We start from the raw sequence: 15,859 nt of genomic DNA, 5'->3' as shown, positions 1-15,859 counted from the left end.
GGCGTAAGCCGCACGATCTTTAGTGTGCGCCGGCCGACCCAGCCGGCGCCGCATATTTCGTTTGCCGGTATTGAGGGTACCACTTTGTGAAATAAGCCGCACTGTTACGGGCAGCGAAGGCGATTACAAGTCCCAACCACAGCGGCAGCCCCGGCACGTACATCGTCAGAGCGTTGGCGATCATCATCAGCAGAAACGCGCCGATCCACGCGGCGGTGATGATATAGTTCGCTTTCAGGAAGCCGGGCAAAGCGGCGGTTTCGGCGTCGACCATTTCGCGGGCATATTGCAGCGTGAACGGGAAGCGGGCCGCCAGCGACGCGAGTGAGATCGCGAATACACCGGCATCGACGGCCAGCCTCACGGCCGAGCTGCTCAAGCTCGAATCGACCAGCATGAGATAGAAGCCGACCGCGGCAAACAGGATCGCGGAGCCCGCGCCCAGGATCTTGATCGAACGGCCGCGCATAATGTCGGACCCGATGACGAGCAGGGAGATCACCGCTGCCGCAAACAGGCTCGCCGTGGCCGAGGTCAGCAGCATCAGCAGGCTAAATGCGCCATAGGGGGCAAGGATCAGGAATATCGTCATGGCAGCCTCGCGGGCTAATCTTTACATCGTAAAGATAGAATTAGAGGCGAAAGGAGCGGGCGTCAAGCGAAATCTTTACAGTGTAAAAATCGTACTGCCGTCATTCCGGGGCGTGAGTTCGCGACGAAATTGATGTTTTCGTCAATGTTGTGCTGAGCGAGCCCGGAATCCCGAGATCATCGGCGCGAGATTCCGGGTTCGCGCTTGCGTGCGCCCCGGAATGACGGTGATGGGGCCGAGAAGAAGCACTGCCATGAGGACATTGCCGGCGCCCGCGCCCCTGCGTACTTAGGCCGCACCCACCCAATTGCCATGAAAGCCATCGGGCACCCGATGCCCCAGCTGCACCAGCGCGACGGGACCGGCTTCGACATCGCCGGCGTTGAAGACCGCGAGATCGCTGCGGTTGTCGCGAGCACGCCAGACCGCGGCCAACAGCCAGCCGTCGCCCTCCGCGGCCTCATCGCCGCGCGCGACGAACACGGCTTCCGAAATCGAGTCGCCTGCGGGGAGCAGATATTGGCCAAGGCGCGATCCGCTGCCATCGACATGCACGATGCCGGAGAGAGCGCCGAACATCGGCAGGTCGGGATTGGCGCAGGCGTACCAGCCATGATTGCTTTGAAGCCCGGCGCGGCGCTCGTCGATGCGCGGGAATTCGCCCGTCATGTCGTCCAGATAGGTCTGCGTGAAGCGGTCGGTATTGGCAGACAGGTCGAAGCTCCAGCGGCACAGCCGCGCCCGCGATTTCTTGGGATCGGTCGGCGAGCCGTCGGGATGATTGAACAAGGGGGCTTCCTCGAACTGCATGACGTCGGCGACGATGCGGTCGCCTTCCTCCCATGCGTTCATCACATGAAACACGTAGCAGCTCTCGGCGCGAAACCAGACGATGTCGCTGGCTTTACCGTTGCGCTTCATGATGCCGACATAGGCGCCCTTGTCCGGCTCCCAGGCGTAAGGCGGCCGGCCGCGCATCGCGCGCTCCATGCTGCCGGTGACAGGGAGAATCGGAAACAGCAGATGATGTTCAGTGACGACGAAGTCGTGCACCATGCTGGCGTAGGGCGCCTCGAAGCGATCGAAGCGTGTCACCACCCCGGAAGCATTGACGGATCCGAAGGAGAGGGCGGGGGTGAGCGGGCCGGCGGCGTTATAGCCGAAGAACAGCATCTCGCCGGTGACGGGATCGATCTTGGGATGCGCGGTGAAGGGGCCGGCGATGCCGCCGCCATAGTTGCAATAGCCGCGGGTATGCAGCGTGCCGGGTTCGATCTCGGTCGGCAGATGCGCTTCCTCCAGCGCCAGCAGGCGCCCGGCGTGAAAGACGATATTGGTGTTGGCGACCCCGCCGTCCTGGGTCAACCCCGCCGGCGCATCCGGCAGCTTGCGGCCGAAGCCGCCGAACAGCGCGCGGCCGGCGTCGTGTTCGGCCTGCCATTTCGGGGTGCGGACCCAGCGGTTGCGATAACTGGCGCGGCCGTTCTCGAGATGGAAGGCGTGCAGCATGCCGTCGCCGACGAACCAGTGGGCATCGGGGGCATCGAACTGCGGATTGGGGCCGTTGCGATAGAGCGTGCCGTTGAGTTCGCGCGGCAATTCGCCGACGACCTTGAGATACGGCGCGTCGCATTCAAACGGAATCGGCGCCAGATTGGTTCGGACCGCGTTGGTCGCTGCGTTCTGCTGCATCGGATGCTCCCTCGACCTTATCTTTACACCGTAAAGATGGGTTACAGGGAAGCGCTTGAGCCGTCAAGCCAAATCTTTACAGTGTAAAAATCGTGATCTATAAGCCCGAAATGGCCAAAAAACCCGAAGCCGCCGGGACCCGCGTCCGGCGCGCGGCAAGCAACACGACGCCCGCGCGCGCCGGCGGCAAGCCGGGCGCGGCGCGCAGCGTCGGCGCCAACGCAGATTCCCCGTACCATCACGGCGCGCTGCGCGACGCTCTGCTCGAAGCGGCCGAACGCGTGCTCGAACGCGACGGGCTCGCCGGATTGACGCTGCGTGCGGTGGCGCGCGAGGCCGGCGTGTCGCATGCCGCGCCGACTCATCATTTCGGCGACCTCACCGGACTCGTCAGCGAACTCGCCGCAATCGGTTTCCGGCAATTCAATACCGCGATGGCGGCAGCCGGCGCGGCAGGCGCCTCGCCGGCCGAGAAGGCGATGGCGCGGGCCAAGGCCTATGTCGCCTACGCGGAGGCGCATCCCGGCATGTACGGGCTGATGTTCCGCACAGAGCGGCTCGATATGTCGCGGCCGTCGCTGCACGAGGCCGCCTGTGCGGCGTTCGCGGGATTGGCCGGCGCTGTCGGGGCCAACCGGCAGGAGCAGATCCACGAAGAAGCGCTGTCGCTCGAACAGGCCGCGGCGATCGCCCGCGCCTGGTCGCTGGTGCACGGCTTCACCATGCTGCTGCTCGATGATCGGCTATCCGATATCCTGCGACGGCTCCCCAAGGGTACTGACGCCGAAACCTTGCTGGAGGCCATGCTCAAGTCGACCATCGGCCGGCCACCGGGGCCTTATTAAGTCAGCGCCGAAGGGAACCGATATATCGACCCTGCCCTGCGCAATCTGGGGAAGGATCGCCGCGGATGCGCGAAACACCTGACATTGATCCGGAATCGTCTTAGAACAGCGGCTTCGCGACCCCTCGCATTCACTAGCGTGTCAGTTCCAATAGATCATGCCTGCCATATCGACGAAAAAACCTTATCGTATCGGCCGTTCCCGCACCGGACTTGGCCTCTTCGCCACCAAACCGATCAAGAAGGGCGCCAAAATCGTCCGTTATTTTGGTCCGCTGCTGGATTCCAGGAAGAAAAAAGACGACGCGATCGAGAACAAGTACCTGTTCGAGCTCAACGGCCGCTGGACCATCGACGGTTCGGTGCGCGAGAACATCGCCCGCTACATCAATCATGCCTGCAAGCCGAATGCGGAATCCGACGTCAGCGCGCGCAAGCGCAAGGTCGTGATCCGCGCCATCAAGAATATCGAGCCGGGCGACGAGATCAACTACGATTACGGCACCGATTATTTCAAGGCCTATCTGAAGCCGATCGGCTGCAAATGCGCGGCTTGCGAAAAGAAGCGCAAGAAGAAGCGCGCCGAGGCGCGGGCCGAGAAGGCGCGCCTGAAGGCCAAAGCCGAGAAGAAGGCGCTGAGGAAAGCCGAGAAGCAGGCGGCGAAGGCCAAAGAAAATACCAAGCAGAAGCTGAACGGCGCCAAGGCAAACGGCAAGCTCCTGAACGGCCACGCCGGAAAGTCCGCCACGCGCAAAACGACAGCCGCCAAGTCCGGGATATCAGCCAGGCCCAAGGATATGGCGGGGCGGGAAAACAGCGCTTCAGCCTAAGCGGCCCTGATGATGAAGCCGTCATGCCCGGCGTGCCGGGCATCCACGTCTTCCAGACTTTGCCGCAAGCAGGACGTGGATGGCCGGGACGAGCCCGCCGGCCATGGCGCGGAAGTGGATCATGCGCGCGCGCTCACGAACGCCAGATTGGTCCAGCTGATGCCGGCCAACCGATTTTGTTCCTGGGTGGATTCGGTCCGGACATTCAAAACCGGATGCAGGTCCTCCATCCGCGCCAGCTCAATCGTCTCCTCGGCCGATATCTCGAACATCCGCCGCCCCGCCGGGACCGGCCCGTGCCGGATCAGCATGATGACGGCGCCGCCCGTCCGCACCAGGGCAGCGAGGTTCGGCATCGCCTGCCGGCGCTGCTGCGCATCGAGATGCATCCAGACCGCAGTGAGCATGACGACGTCGAACCGCTCGCCGCGTGCGCGCAGCAGGGCCAGATCCGGCAGGCTGTCGTCGAGCCATTCGATACGCGGCGACGGATGCAGCGCCATGGCCGGCAAGCGCATCGCGTCGGTGGGCTCGACAGCGACCACGCGATGGCCCTGGGCTGCGAACCACGCCGCGTCGCGTCCGGTTCCCGAACCGATGTCGAGAATGCGGCTCGGCGCCGCCGGGATCAGATGCAGCACCGCGCGGTGCGCGTCGGCGGCCGGGAAAGCCTCGTAGAGCCTGAAAAGCTCCTCGGCCTCGTCGGCATAACCTTCGGTGCCACTGACCCGCACTGACGTCACCGGGCGCTTCCTGCGATCGGACCATGCTTTCGCGTAATCCAGCAACATATCACGTTCCGGATTGCTTCGCGGACCTTGTCATCGAAGCCACGACCGCAACTGACGCAGCAGGCGGACCGGGCACAGCGTCTTGCCGACGCGGCTCTCGACCGCGGCTACATGCGTGAACACGAAGACGCCGGTGTCGTGCACCAGCGGCTCCGGCATGTTGAGCATGCGCGCCAGCATGCGCGTGGCCAGATTGAGCATCCATTGCACCGTGCCGGTGACTGATGAGAGGGGGCTGAATCGGGAAGGCGTGCGCATGGTCATCTCCTGTGATCCCCAGGATGCCTCGGCCCGATCAGCAATTCGATTACGTCGGGGGTAATGGAAGGCATGAAATCCGCATGGTAGGTTTTGCCTCATGAACGCACAGACCGCCGCGGCGCAAGCCGACCGAACCAAACCCGCCCATGTCGGCGATCACCTGCGCGAATGGCGGCAGCGTCGCCATCTCAGCCAGCTCGATCTCGCCGGCGACGCCGAGATTTCCGCGCGCCATCTGAGCTTCGTGGAGACCGGCCGCGCCGCGCCGTCGCGCGACATGGTGCTGAGGCTCGCCGAGCGGCTCGACGTGCCCTTGCGCGACCGCAACGTGCTCCTGGTGGCGGCGGGATTTGCGCCGGCGTTTCCGCAGCGCTCGCTCGACGATCCCGCGCTGAAACCGGCGCGGGCGGCGATCGATCTCGTGCTCAAAGCGCATGAGCCCAATCCGGCTCTGGCGGTCGACCGGCACTGGAATCTGGTCTCGGCCAACCGCATGGTGATGCCGCTATTGCAGGGCATCCCGCCGCGCCTGCTCGGCCAGCCTTTCAACGTGCTGCGCCTGAGCTTTCATCCCGAGGCGCTGGCGGCGCGCACCGTCAATCTCGCCGAATGGTGCGGACATCTGCTGGAGCGGCTGCATCGTCAATGCGAGGCGACCGCCGATCCCGAGTTGATAAAACTCTATCACGACCTCAAGGCCTATCCGATCCCGGCGCGCTCCGCGCCGCTGTCATCAGACAACGTCGCGATCCCCTTCAAGATGCGACTCGGCGGCGATACTCTGAGCTTTTTCTCCACCACGATGATTTTCGGCACCCCGGTCGATATCACGCTGTCGGAACTGGCGGTGGAGACGTTCTTCCCGGCGGACGATCTGACCGCCGCGCGAATGCGAAGCATGGCGGCTAATCTCAAATAGCGCCTTGCCTGCGCTCTGGATGCTGCTTATTTCTTGGACTTCCCGAGGAGCAGGCACTGATGAGCCCCCTGAAACCGCTTCAGATCGATATCGTCTCCGACGTGGTGTGCCCGTGGTGCTATATCGGCAAGCGCCGCATCGAGAACGCGCTGGCGCTGACGCCGGATGTGCCGGTGGAGATTCACTGGCGGCCGTTCTTCCTCAATTCCTGGGTGCCGCGCGAGGGCATCAGCCGCGACGAATACCTCACGGCGAAATTCGGCTCGCCCGAGGCCTACAAGGGCATCGCCGGTCGCGTCGTCACGGCGGCCGGTGAAGAGGGGCTCCCCTACCGGCCGGACCTGGTCAAGCGCCAGCCCAACACGACAGATTGCCATCGCCTGATTCACTGGGCCGAGGCGCAAGGCAAGTCAGCCGACATGAAACAGCGGCTGATGGAATTGTATTTCAGGGACGGCGGCGATCTCACCGACACCGACGTGCTGGTGCAGGCGGCCGCCGATTGCGGGCTCGATGCCGACGAGTTGCGCCGGCGCCTTGCGACCGACGAGGACGTGGATCTGATCTCGGCCCAGGCGCAGGACGCCTCCGACAAGGGCATCTCCGGCGTGCCGACCTTCGTATTCGCCGGGAAATATGCCGTGTCCGGCGCCCAGCCGGCCGACCAACTCGCCCGCGCTATCCGCCAGGTGTCCGGGGAGATCAATGCGCAGGCGGCGGAGTAAGGCGGACGTTTCCGCGAACACGGCCGTCATCCTGAGGAGCGGCGCCTCACGCGCGCTTCAAATAATAATTCGCGCGTTTGCCGAGCGCTATTCTTCGCAGCACGCGGCGCAGTGTCAGCGAGGCGCGTAGCGGCCGGATCGCCGTGGTCACGCAGCGATAGAAGGCGAGCTTGAGCGCGTCGCGCACCGGCTGCACATCCGGCGGCGGCTGCGGCAGGCCGATGCCGCGCAGCATCGAATTGAAGAAATGCAGGTCGTTGCGGCGGCGCACCTCGCGCGTTTTCCAGGTGATCGCCAGCGAGATCGAATGGCTATCGGCGGTGCGCACCCAGTGCGGCCACTGGTACGGCACGAAGCAGCCGTCGCCGGCGAACAGATGAAATTCGATGCCGCGCGGCGCGAACCGCTCGTCGTATTTCAGGTTGCGGTGCCTGGTCATCGAGCGCTCTATTTCGTGGTCGCTGACGATTGAGCGGTCGGCATTGTCGAAAACGGTGAAGAACTTCTCGCCGTGGATATGCACGAAGAAATTGTCTTCGCTGTCGAGATGAAACGGCGTGGTCGAATTCGGCGAGGACACGAACAGAAATCCCTCGACTTGTTCGAACCCGGCGTCGAGCAGGCTGTTGAAGCCCCGCGCGCGCGCCACCGAGAGCAGGGTGTCTTCCAGGAGCCGCCGATACTCCGGCGAATTCTCCACCCGCTTGAGCACCATCCATGCCCCTGACGTCTCGATGCGCCGCACCACTTCGACCGGGTCGAGATCGACCGAGGGGATCGCGTCCGGGTCCTGGCTGATCGCGACCTTGCCGGAATTGTACTCGATCAAATCGCGCGGCAGCTCCGAGGCAAGCTGCGCGATGCGCGGCAGCGTCAGCAAGGGATGGCGGGCCAGCCTGTGGCGGATGGCGAACGGCTTTAACGGAAAGTCGCGCCTCAGCGCCGCATGGTCGGCCGTAATCACCGGCGCGATCTCGGTGACGGTATTCATCGCGATTGCTCCTGACGTTTGCGCAGGAAACGAACGGCGCGTTGCGCCGGTGCGCGGACCAGCCGGCGCAGCGTCATCGCCGCGTGGAGCAGCGAGACCACGGGATCGCGCCGCCGCAGCGGAATCAGGACGTCGCCGATCGCAAGGCGCCCGCGCCAGATCGGATTGATCATGGGGTGATCGGCATCAGCGGTGGAGTCGGCCAGCGCAATCGCAGGATCGGCGCACAGGTGCCGCGTCAGATCGAGCGTCAGTTGCACCCCCGGTGAAAGCTTCGCGAAGCGCTCGTCGACGCCGAGCTTGAAGTAGAAGGCGCTATCCTGGTGCCGAAGCACAATCGCGGCCGCAACCGGGCTTTCGCCGGCGCGCAGCGTCACGATCTCGCATTGGCCGTTTGCCGCGAGCGCGACAGCGGCGCGCCTGATGAAGCCGGCATCGCTGTCGTCCTGCAAAAGCGCAGTGCCGCGCCTGGCTTTCCAGCCGCTGGCCTCGAGCGCGAGGAATATTTCGAGCGCAGGCGCGACCTCTTCGCGCGTACGGGCCACCTCGAAGCCGACCGCGCCGTGCTCGGCGAGCCGGTTGCGCTGGCGGCGCAACTCTTTCAGCTTCTTGGGCCCTAGAGCATCGCGCAGCAATTCATCGGCATCGCGCGTGGCGTCGAGACAGGCGCGCAGATGCGATTGCAGCACCCGCGGGCGCAAGCCGTCGCGTTGCAATACCCGGTCGAAGGCCTTGATGGCGGCGCCGTCGAGCGATACGTCGCGCAGGATCAGGGCATGGGCGCCGGCTCGCCGCGCCTGGCGCATCAATTGCGCCGCCGCCTCGTCAGCCATGTCCCGGTCGAGCGGCGGCGTGCCCAGCGTGCCGTAGGGATCGGCGCTTACCAAAGCGGGCAGGGGAATCCTGTAGGCGCGCCACATCGAGATGACGGGTAGCAGGCCGATCAGGCGCGCCGCGCCGTCTTGCGCCGAGGAGGCATTGCCCCACGCACTCAGCGCGGCGACGTCGGTGCGACCGCGCGCGGAGGCGTTCACCGCCAATTCCCAGTCGGGCAGATAATAGCCGTTCGGATCATTGGCGCGTTCGGCCAATGCGCGCCATTGGCCCGCGCCGACAGCCGTGAGCGGCGCCAACGCGCCTCCTTCGGGCGAAATCGTGTCCGCCCCTGCGCGCTTGCTCGTGGTATTTTTTATGGATGCGCGAGCGACCACCGCTGAATTCGCAATCTCGACCACGTCCCCGTTCCCCGATCGGTCAGGACTCGCGGAGCCTCGCCGGGCCCGCTGTGTCCATCGCGTTATCGGGAAAACCCTAGCGGAAAGATTGGAAAATACCGTTGGTGCGGGGTTTCAATCCGAGCGGTAATGTTAACCGGGCGTTCATCATTGGGAAGGCGGGAGCCGGGTCTGCGCGCCCTCGATCGGCTGGTAGGTCTCGTTGGCGCAGGTGTCGTCGGCCTCGACGCGCAGCCGGTCCATGATCACGCCGCCGCTGATCGTGATGCGATAGGTTTGGGGACCCAGCGGTTTGCCCATCGAGGACGTCAGCTCAGCCCTGACGCACGCCGTCCAGCCCAAGCCGCGAAGGTTGTGACGCGGCGGTGAAACCCGCACCTGGCGCGGGTATGAACTGGCGACGAACACCGAATCCAGATTTTCGCGGACCAGCTTTCCGACATCCGGTTGCGGCTCGGGCGGCGGCGGTTCGCTGGGTTTGCCCCGCATGAACTCGGGCACCGGCGAACGGCTGTCGGCGATGCCGCAGCCTGCCAGCGCCAGTGCCCCGGCCGTCATCAACGCCACATGAACAACGATCCGCTGCATCTGCCGATTTTATCCGGTGCTGGTTAAAAATACCCGCGATCGCGCTCGGTTCGCGGGCTTTGGCCATCAACAATTGCTGAAACCTGCCACGGAACCGGCTAACGTGGGCCGCCATGCCGATCCATTGTTTGCCATCATCTGGCTGCAGACAGGATATCGGAGCGGGGATGGTGCGGGAGAAGAGGCAATGAAAATCCTGACGGTTTTGGTGGCGATGCTGGCGCTGATCACCGTGCCCGCGCATGCCCAGATGGGCGGCAAGCGGCATCAGAGCGACGATAAGAAAAATGATCAGCCGGAAAAGAAGGTCGATGACAAGGCCTACAAGGCCGCGCTCGAGAGAATACCCGAGCCCAAGGAAAAGTACGATCCCTGGGGTGTGGCGCGGCCCGCGGAGCCGGCCAAGGATACCGCAAAGAAACCGAAACCGTAGCTAGTCGAAGGCGACGCCGATCCGGTTGTCGTTGCTCCAGACCGGATGGCAGCGACGGATGAACTGGTCGGCCTCGATCACGAGCTTGAAGGATGGCGGCAGTCCGACCGGATTGACAATGTCGAGACGCGCGCCATTCGACGAAATGTTTCTGACCATGCAGTCGACGCCGCCGCCGCCGACAAAGGCGAGCGTCCCGCGCTTGAGCACCCTGTGTCGCGGCGCCGTCCTCTTCTCGATCGTGGACCCGTTCATCGTCGTTGTCCGCATGTTGCTGGCTACGACTCTAGCGGAAAGGAGTTGCGGACTAATCAATCCGCTCAATCCCAGCGAAGCCTGCAAATTTAGAATTGATTTACGATGATTCACTGCAAATCGCCGCAGTATTCGCTCACAGCATCGCAAAAGCGCTGCTCACCATCGCCACCGGCTTGTGGTCGGCGGCGCTCGACAAGGTGACGCGGCCGAAGCTCATGGTGCGCCCGAGCCGAACCACCCGCGCATCCGCCAGCACGTCCGACGAGGTGACGGCGCGCATGAAATGCGTGGTTTGATCGACCGTTGTCATCGGCCGGTATCCGCGGTTTGCCGTCAGGATCGCGATCACCATCGACGTGTCGGCGAGCGCCATCAGCGCCTGGCCGCAGACGATGCCGCCGTGCCGGCACAGCCGCTCGGAGAAGGCCATGCGCAGGATCGCACCCGGCTGCCAGTCCGCCGACGCACCGGGCGGCGCCGCGCACTCGATGCTGGCGATCAAGAGCCCGAGGTCCCGTACCCACGGTGCGAACACATCGCCCAGGACGCGCCGTGCTTCCTCGATGTCGAAATGCTCTGCTGTCGGTTGGTGCTGCATAAGCGCTGGTTCCTCGCCCGAATAGTCGTATTCTAGCGTGTATCCGGCGGAAATGGACACGCACTCCGCGCGGCTTGAAAATGCCCGACTTGAGGCCGTATGATAAGGGCTGGGGAGCGGGACCATCATGTTCAGGCGATTGGCATTGATTTTCAGCGTGATCGCCATGGGTATCGCGCTCAATGGCTGCACCAAATGCGGCCCGATCTGGGACGACTGGATGCAATCGCCCAAATCCTGCAAGTCGGACCATTTTTAGGCCGTATCCAAGCCGTGATCGGGGCGCGCTTGGCGCCGCGGTCGGCGCGGTGGTATGTTGCCCGCGAAGATGCAGGGAGCACTCCATGAAAGTTTTCCGCCTGGCGGCTGTCATCGCCTTGCTGACGGGGCCGGCCTACGCGCAGCAAATGCCCAACATCAATTTGATCCCGGAAACGACCTCCAAGACGCCGGAGCAACAGGAGCAGGAGGCGATCCAGCAAAAGGCCTACAAGGAATCGCTGAAGAAAATACCGGACGCCAAGGTCCCTTCCGATCCGTGGGGCACTGTGCGTAGCGGTGATACGCCCAAGACACCGGCTTCCGGCAAACCGCGAACCAGAACCGGCAGCACCGCCAACTAAAGCCGGAACAACGGCTTGTCGGGGGCCATCAGGCCAGCGTGGCGGACTGGTCCAGCAGGGTCTCGTAACACTCGCAGGACATCCGCATCAGCGCGGCGCGGTCCAGGATCCTGATCACGCCGCGCGAATAGGTGATCGCGCCCGAGTTTTGCACCTTGCTCGCGACTTCCGTCACCGAGGTGCGTCGCACCCCTAACATTTCGGCGAGAAATTCCTGCGTCAGCGTGACGGTGTCGCTTGCCGCGCGATCCGCGCTTTGCAGCAGCCAGCGGCAAAACCGCGCCTCGATCGAGTGCAAAGCGTTGCACGCAGCCGTCACCCGGGCCTGCGACAGCAGCACCTCGTTGTAGCGGATGCAGAGATTGCGAACGGGATCGCTGGCACCAGCGACCGTCCTGAAATGGGTGGCGGCGATCTTGCTGCAGGCCACCGGCATCTGCACCACGACGCGAACCAGCGACTTGTAGAGGCCAAGCCCGGCCATTGCCCCGACCACGCCTTCGCGGCCGACGGTGGCGGTCTCGATCGCCTTGCCGTCGCGCAGCACCGTCAGCAGCGACAGCATGCCGTAGTGCGGAAAGTAAACCTGGTCGACCTCGTCGCCGGATTCGTACAGCACGATGCCCTGTTGCAACAAGACCGTCGACAGATGCGGAAGCAGCCGGTCGAAGTGATCGCGTGGCAGCAGGGCGAGCAATTTATTGTCCAAGGGAAAACCGGTGTTTGAAATGTTTGAAATTTGTACTGACACTGCGATATCCCGCCCGATCGGTCGGGCCCATTTACCGCAGGGGTGAAAGGACGCTTCCGAGAGGCGATCCGCGGAAAGACTCATGTATAGGGACAAGAAGGGTGCGTTGTCGGTCCGGTAGCCGTCATAGCGCCAATTCCCTTTTGAGGCCTGAACCGCAGTGGCGCTGGCGCGGAGCGTTCTCTTTGGATTGAAACTAGTGTCGGAAAACGGACGTAAGGGACGTCGATGTCTCTGACCCCAGAGGTCTATCCGACCTCGCTGATCAATCGGTGCTTCTTGTCGGTCCTGGGCGCAACAGTCGTATCGCCCAGCAGCCGGTCAAATTCCAATTTCGAGATCTCGTAGCACTCGCAGGCGCGTTGCTGCAGGGCCTCGTGGTCGAGGATCGTGACGTGGCCGCGCCGATACCGGATCAGCCCCGCCTTTTGCAACCCCCCCATCACGTCGGTGACCGTGGTTCGCCGGACGCCGAGCATCATTCCCAGGAATTCCTGGGTCAGCAAAAAGTCGGCTGAAGGCATCCGTTCGCGCGTCATCAGCAGCCAGCGGCAACAGCGTTGCTCCACCCGGTGAAGATGAGCGCAGGCGGCCGATTGCGCGACCTGGTTGAAGAAAGCATGGGCATAGCGGAGCATGATCAGGTTCAACGTCGGGCTGCGGTCAAGTTCACCGCGGAACAGGCGGGCATCCATTTCAAGCGCCTTCCCAGGGACCTGAACGTAAACCGATGACGGCGAATCGCGGTCGCCCAGACAAATCGGCAATCCCACCATGCCTTCGCTGCCGATGGTGCCGACCTCCGCACTGGCGCCTTCGGCTGTGGTGACGACAAGCGAAGCAACGCCATCGACGGGGAAATACACACGTTCGATCAGACGCGACGCCTCATAGAGGCTTTTCCTGTAATCAAACACGACGGGCGACAAATGCGACCGCAACCGTTCGTAATCGTCATCCGACAACAGCGAGAGAAGGCGGTTAGTCCGTTGGTTCCGTTTAGGCATCAGCTGCTGTCTCTGCTGGAGTGCTGCAACCGAGCAGTCGATTTGCAGTGCAATCAGGCCGCGCCGTCGTCGTCCGAGCCCGCCCGCCAAACCGCCGTGTCGTCATTTTCCTGGGCGTTGGCGCGTGCGGTGTATTCCTCCGCAAGTCCGAGAACACTATCGCGCAAGTTGGAATCGCTGGAGTCGCGGGCGAGACGGCTGCAACGCTCGGCCTGGTCGCGAAGGTGGAAAGATTCTGCCATCGGACTCACTCGCTACGAGGCGGGAGTCCCCATTGGGGCTCTCAGTCGCCGGCGCCTGAACGTCGTTGCCGGCAATATTCATATCGTATCGGCTTTATGTCCGCTATGCGACTCAAATTCCTCGCTTCCGCAGGGGGCGGGACTCGGATTGGTTCCCACAAGCGCTATATTGGTTACGTCGTCAGATCTGTTGGAGTTGCGACATGGCCGCTCGCCCGCGCGATATCGCCGATCGGATGGCTGCCCGGCGCAAGCCGGATGATGGCTATCTGCGCGAGACGTTCACGCTGCCGCGCGACAAGGCGCGAAGCAAGGCGCGCGATTTCCTGACCCGCTATCCCAAGGCCGCCTATATGAGCGGGGTGGAGAGTTGGCGCGAACTGCCCGGTGGCGATATCGAATTCACCATGCGGCGGTTGCCAAGCGCCGATTGACCCTCTGCGTGTGCTCTTCGGAGCCCATTTATTTCGTTCCAACCCCATAGAATTGTTAACTTTTCTAGACAACAGATGTTCAAGGTATTTTCGCCTGGGCTTCGGCCTGCGGGGAAGTGATGGCGAAACGTCGCAAAGAGCTTGGTGCGCGCAAGCAGGTGCGGGTCGATATGAACAAGCCGGGATTTTTGATCCCGGCGCCGGACGCTCCGTGGATCGAGTGCACGATCCTCGAAGTTTCCGACGAGGGCGTCTGCCTGGATGTCGGCGCGCTGGCGGTGCCGGACCTTTTCGGCCTCGCCTTCACGGCCGGTGGCGAGGTTCTGCGGGTCTGTTCAATGGTCTGGCGCCAGGGCGAACTGATCGGGGCCCGCTTCGTCACTGCGAAGGAACTTCGGCAGGGCTTTACCGCGACAGACGAAGGGGATCCGGAGCCTCCGAAAGCGCGGGCCGGCTGAGGCCACGCCTTTAACTACGGCGGGTCCCTACGCCTGCTCCGAGACCGGCTGGTTCGTCGTCGAATTCGGATGGCATCTTGCGGTGAAGCCGGCCGCGCTTCTGGAGGGGGCGGCCTTACTCCGGCTCGCTTGCGAGCTTCGCTACCAGGCGGTCCAGTTGCCAAACCTCGACACCGTGGCCGTCAGCAAATTGCCTGGCGGACTCAATGGCTGCGGCGTCATCCGCACAATCCAGATTAATTGCTTCCACGAAATGGCCGTCGCGGCCAATGATGTAAGCTCGGTAGTGGGGCACAGCACCCTCGCTAAATCAGGCCAGAACGCGCGAACTCTCAGTCACCGGCTTCGCCCAACCTGAGTTCCCATCTCCAGCCACTTCCTTCAGTCAGTTGAACAGCCGAGTATTCCATCTCTTTGTATTCCATCAGTATTCTTCCGCAGACGAGCGGTGCGGACATACGCCAAAATGATGGCGTGGTATGTCCAATTGTGTACTTAACGATGGAGATAAGGCGGCGATGGAACAATTGCGCTGTGTTGCCCGGCAACCACAGACTCCCGTCCCACGCTCCGGTAAGGACCTTCACGATTTAAACCTTACTGGGAACGGGCGATGAACAGATTGAACAAAATTTTGGTGGCTTGCGCGGCGGCTACCGCGGGAGCGCTGAGTGCTTCCGCCTATGCGGCAGACCTGCCGATGAAGGCCATGCCGGCGCCGGAACAGATTTGGACCTGGACCGGGTTCTATATCGGCGCCCATGCGGGCGCTGGCTGGGGAACCACCGAGACCAACCTCGTTTCGGCTTCGGGCCCCGGAATTCCGACCACCCCCTTCAACCTTGCCTTGGCCCAGAACAGCCGCAGCGGCTTCCTGGGCGGCGGGCAGGTTGGGTATAATTATCAGTCCGGCTGGGCAGTGTTCGGCATCCAGGGCGATATCGCCGGAATGGACGTCAAGGGAACGACACCCTGCCTCGAGGTTATTGCGTGCACGTCGAAGAGTGATTGGCTGGCGACGGTTACGGGTCGGTTCGGCGGCGTCGTCGCAGACCGTACTCTGCTCTACATCAAGGGCGGCGGTGCGTGGATGCACAACGATCAGAGCGCAACCGTGTCTACTGCCCTGGTCGGCGGCGGCGGTGGCATCGTCGGTGCCGCAGGGGCGCTGACCAGCGCCTCCAGCACCTCAACCGGCTGGCTGCTCGGCATGGGCGCCGAGTACGCGTTCGCCAGGAATTGGACCGGCTTTCTCGAATACGACTACATAGAATTCCAGTCGAAGAACGTGGCGTTTTCGGTTTCTGCCGCGCCGGGCGACTTCCTCAATGCCTCCGTCGTGAACAAGCTCTCCATCGCGAAGGTCGGCGTGAACTACAAGTTCTAAACCGCCCTGCGGTCCTATTGTAATCCCGACAACGAAAAGCCCTGGCCTCGTCCGGGGCTTTTTTGTGCCCTTATTCGAAACAGGCTGGCTGACGATTCAATCAGGGCACAGCCTAACAGCGAATTTAATGGGATCGGCGGACCACGAAACCCATATCGGGGTTGTGCCGATATGCGGCACTCCTCCCTAATAACTTCGGC

At 63.0% G+C, this 15,859-nt stretch carries 21 protein-coding genes; 9 read left to right on the top strand and 12 right to left on the bottom strand.

Features of this window, described 5'->3' with window-relative positions; translation table 11 throughout:
• Window positions 1–19 precede the first annotated feature (19 nt).
• Window positions 20–592, bottom strand: coding sequence for a hypothetical protein (locus B5527_RS26695; protein WP_079604195.1), 573 nt, complete (start codon window positions 590–592; stop codon window positions 20–22).
• Between the two features lie 288 nt (window positions 593–880).
• The gene (locus B5527_RS26690; RefSeq protein ID WP_079604194.1) at window positions 881–2,284 is read right to left on the bottom strand and encodes a carotenoid oxygenase family protein; all 1,404 of its coding nucleotides are present in this window, start codon (window positions 2,282–2,284) and stop codon (window positions 881–883) included.
• 110 nt (window positions 2,285–2,394) lie between these two features.
• On the opposite strand from B5527_RS26690, the gene B5527_RS26685 reads away from it, so the two are divergent.
• Both B5527_RS26685 and B5527_RS26680 read left to right on the top strand, forming a co-directional pair.
• Window positions 2,395–3,129 carry a TetR/AcrR family transcriptional regulator gene (locus tag B5527_RS26685; RefSeq protein WP_154072541.1) on the top strand — a complete coding sequence of 245 codons (735 nt, stop codon included), beginning with the start codon at window positions 2,395–2,397 and terminating at the stop codon, window positions 3,127–3,129.
• 157 nt (window positions 3,130–3,286) lie between these two features.
• Window positions 3,287–3,958, top strand: a complete 672-nt coding sequence (locus B5527_RS26680) for an SET domain-containing protein (RefSeq protein WP_079604193.1) — start codon at window positions 3,287–3,289, stop codon at window positions 3,956–3,958.
• A gap of 119 nt (window positions 3,959–4,077) precedes the next feature.
• On the opposite strand, the gene B5527_RS26675 is transcribed toward B5527_RS26680, so the two are convergent.
• On the bottom strand, window positions 4,078–4,692 hold the full coding sequence (locus tag B5527_RS26675; protein WP_245332258.1) for a class I SAM-dependent methyltransferase: 615 nt from the start codon (window positions 4,690–4,692) through the stop codon (window positions 4,078–4,080).
• Between the two features lie 87 nt (window positions 4,693–4,779).
• Window positions 4,780–5,007, bottom strand: coding sequence for a hypothetical protein (locus B5527_RS26670; RefSeq protein ID WP_154072540.1), 228 nt, complete (start codon window positions 5,005–5,007; stop codon window positions 4,780–4,782).
• A gap of 100 nt (window positions 5,008–5,107) precedes the next feature.
• Between B5527_RS26670 and B5527_RS26665 the strand changes: the two genes are divergently transcribed.
• Both B5527_RS26665 and B5527_RS26660 read left to right on the top strand, forming a co-directional pair.
• On the top strand, window positions 5,108–5,929 hold the full coding sequence (locus tag B5527_RS26665) for a helix-turn-helix domain-containing protein (RefSeq protein WP_079604190.1): 822 nt from the start codon (window positions 5,108–5,110) through the stop codon (window positions 5,927–5,929).
• A gap of 59 nt (window positions 5,930–5,988) precedes the next feature.
• Window positions 5,989–6,654, top strand: coding sequence for a DsbA family oxidoreductase (locus B5527_RS26660; RefSeq protein WP_079604189.1), 666 nt, complete (start codon window positions 5,989–5,991; stop codon window positions 6,652–6,654).
• A 46-nt stretch (window positions 6,655–6,700) separates the two neighbouring features.
• Here the strand turns inward: B5527_RS26660 and B5527_RS26655 are convergent, their stop codons facing one another.
• From B5527_RS26655 to B5527_RS26645, 3 genes are all read right to left on the bottom strand, one after another.
• Window positions 6,701–7,645: a cupin-like domain-containing protein gene (locus B5527_RS26655; protein ID WP_079604188.1), complete on the bottom strand. Its 945-nt coding sequence runs from the start codon at window positions 7,643–7,645 to the stop codon at window positions 6,701–6,703.
• The gene (locus B5527_RS26650) at window positions 7,642–8,880 is read right to left on the bottom strand and encodes a GNAT family N-acetyltransferase (protein ID WP_079604187.1); all 1,239 of its coding nucleotides are present in this window, start codon (window positions 8,878–8,880) and stop codon (window positions 7,642–7,644) included. Before B5527_RS26650 ends, B5527_RS26655 begins: the two co-directional genes overlap by 4 nt.
• Before the next feature lie 147 nt (window positions 8,881–9,027).
• Window positions 9,028–9,468 carry a hypothetical protein gene (locus B5527_RS26645; RefSeq protein ID WP_079604186.1) on the bottom strand — a complete coding sequence of 147 codons (441 nt, stop codon included), beginning with the start codon at window positions 9,466–9,468 and terminating at the stop codon, window positions 9,028–9,030.
• A gap of 187 nt (window positions 9,469–9,655) precedes the next feature.
• On the opposite strand from B5527_RS26645, the gene B5527_RS26640 reads away from it, so the two are divergent.
• Window positions 9,656–9,901 carry a hypothetical protein gene (locus B5527_RS26640; RefSeq protein ID WP_079607521.1) on the top strand — a complete coding sequence of 82 codons (246 nt, stop codon included), beginning with the start codon at window positions 9,656–9,658 and terminating at the stop codon, window positions 9,899–9,901.
• On the opposite strand, the gene B5527_RS26635 is transcribed toward B5527_RS26640, so the two are convergent.
• Both B5527_RS26635 and B5527_RS26630 read right to left on the bottom strand, forming a co-directional pair.
• Window positions 9,902–10,156: a PilZ domain-containing protein gene (locus tag B5527_RS26635; protein ID WP_079604185.1), complete on the bottom strand. Its 255-nt coding sequence runs from the start codon at window positions 10,154–10,156 to the stop codon at window positions 9,902–9,904.
• Between the two features lie 136 nt (window positions 10,157–10,292).
• Window positions 10,293–10,757: a PaaI family thioesterase gene (locus B5527_RS26630; protein ID WP_079607520.1), complete on the bottom strand. Its 465-nt coding sequence runs from the start codon at window positions 10,755–10,757 to the stop codon at window positions 10,293–10,295.
• 344 nt (window positions 10,758–11,101) lie between these two features.
• On the opposite strand from B5527_RS26630, the gene B5527_RS26620 reads away from it, so the two are divergent.
• Window positions 11,102–11,380 carry a hypothetical protein gene (locus B5527_RS26620; protein ID WP_154072539.1) on the top strand — a complete coding sequence of 93 codons (279 nt, stop codon included), beginning with the start codon at window positions 11,102–11,104 and terminating at the stop codon, window positions 11,378–11,380.
• Between the two features lie 28 nt (window positions 11,381–11,408).
• On the opposite strand, the gene B5527_RS26615 is transcribed toward B5527_RS26620, so the two are convergent.
• The 3 genes from B5527_RS26615 to B5527_RS26605 form a co-directional block, all read right to left on the bottom strand.
• Window positions 11,409–12,131 carry a Crp/Fnr family transcriptional regulator gene (locus tag B5527_RS26615; protein ID WP_172842674.1) on the bottom strand — a complete coding sequence of 241 codons (723 nt, stop codon included), beginning with the start codon at window positions 12,129–12,131 and terminating at the stop codon, window positions 11,409–11,411.
• Window positions 12,132–12,379: 248 nt separating this feature from the next.
• Window positions 12,380–13,138, bottom strand: coding sequence for a Crp/Fnr family transcriptional regulator (locus tag B5527_RS26610; protein WP_079607518.1), 759 nt, complete (start codon window positions 13,136–13,138; stop codon window positions 12,380–12,382).
• Between the two features lie 53 nt (window positions 13,139–13,191).
• Window positions 13,192–13,380 carry a hypothetical protein gene (locus B5527_RS26605; RefSeq protein WP_079604182.1) on the bottom strand — a complete coding sequence of 63 codons (189 nt, stop codon included), beginning with the start codon at window positions 13,378–13,380 and terminating at the stop codon, window positions 13,192–13,194.
• A 203-nt stretch (window positions 13,381–13,583) separates the two neighbouring features.
• Here B5527_RS26605 and B5527_RS26600 point away from each other — a divergent pair, with 203 nt between their 5' ends.
• From B5527_RS26600 to B5527_RS26585, 3 genes are all read left to right on the top strand, one after another.
• Window positions 13,584–13,814: a hypothetical protein gene (locus B5527_RS26600; protein WP_079604181.1), complete on the top strand. Its 231-nt coding sequence runs from the start codon at window positions 13,584–13,586 to the stop codon at window positions 13,812–13,814.
• A gap of 119 nt (window positions 13,815–13,933) precedes the next feature.
• Window positions 13,934–14,272: a hypothetical protein gene (locus B5527_RS26595; RefSeq protein WP_079604180.1), complete on the top strand. Its 339-nt coding sequence runs from the start codon at window positions 13,934–13,936 to the stop codon at window positions 14,270–14,272.
• A gap of 613 nt (window positions 14,273–14,885) precedes the next feature.
• Window positions 14,886–15,659 (top strand): outer membrane protein, encoded by a 774-nt coding sequence (locus tag B5527_RS26585; RefSeq protein WP_079604178.1) that lies wholly within the window; start codon window positions 14,886–14,888, stop codon window positions 15,657–15,659.
• Window positions 15,660–15,859: the final 200 nt, after the last annotated feature.

The sequence above is a fragment of the Bradyrhizobium erythrophlei genome, from assembly GCF_900129425.1.
GTDB lineage: Bacteria > Pseudomonadota > Alphaproteobacteria > Rhizobiales > Xanthobacteraceae > Bradyrhizobium > Bradyrhizobium erythrophlei_C.
The sequence above is the reverse complement of the archived record's forward strand: the minus strand, read 5'-3'. Positions and strand labels throughout refer to the sequence as shown.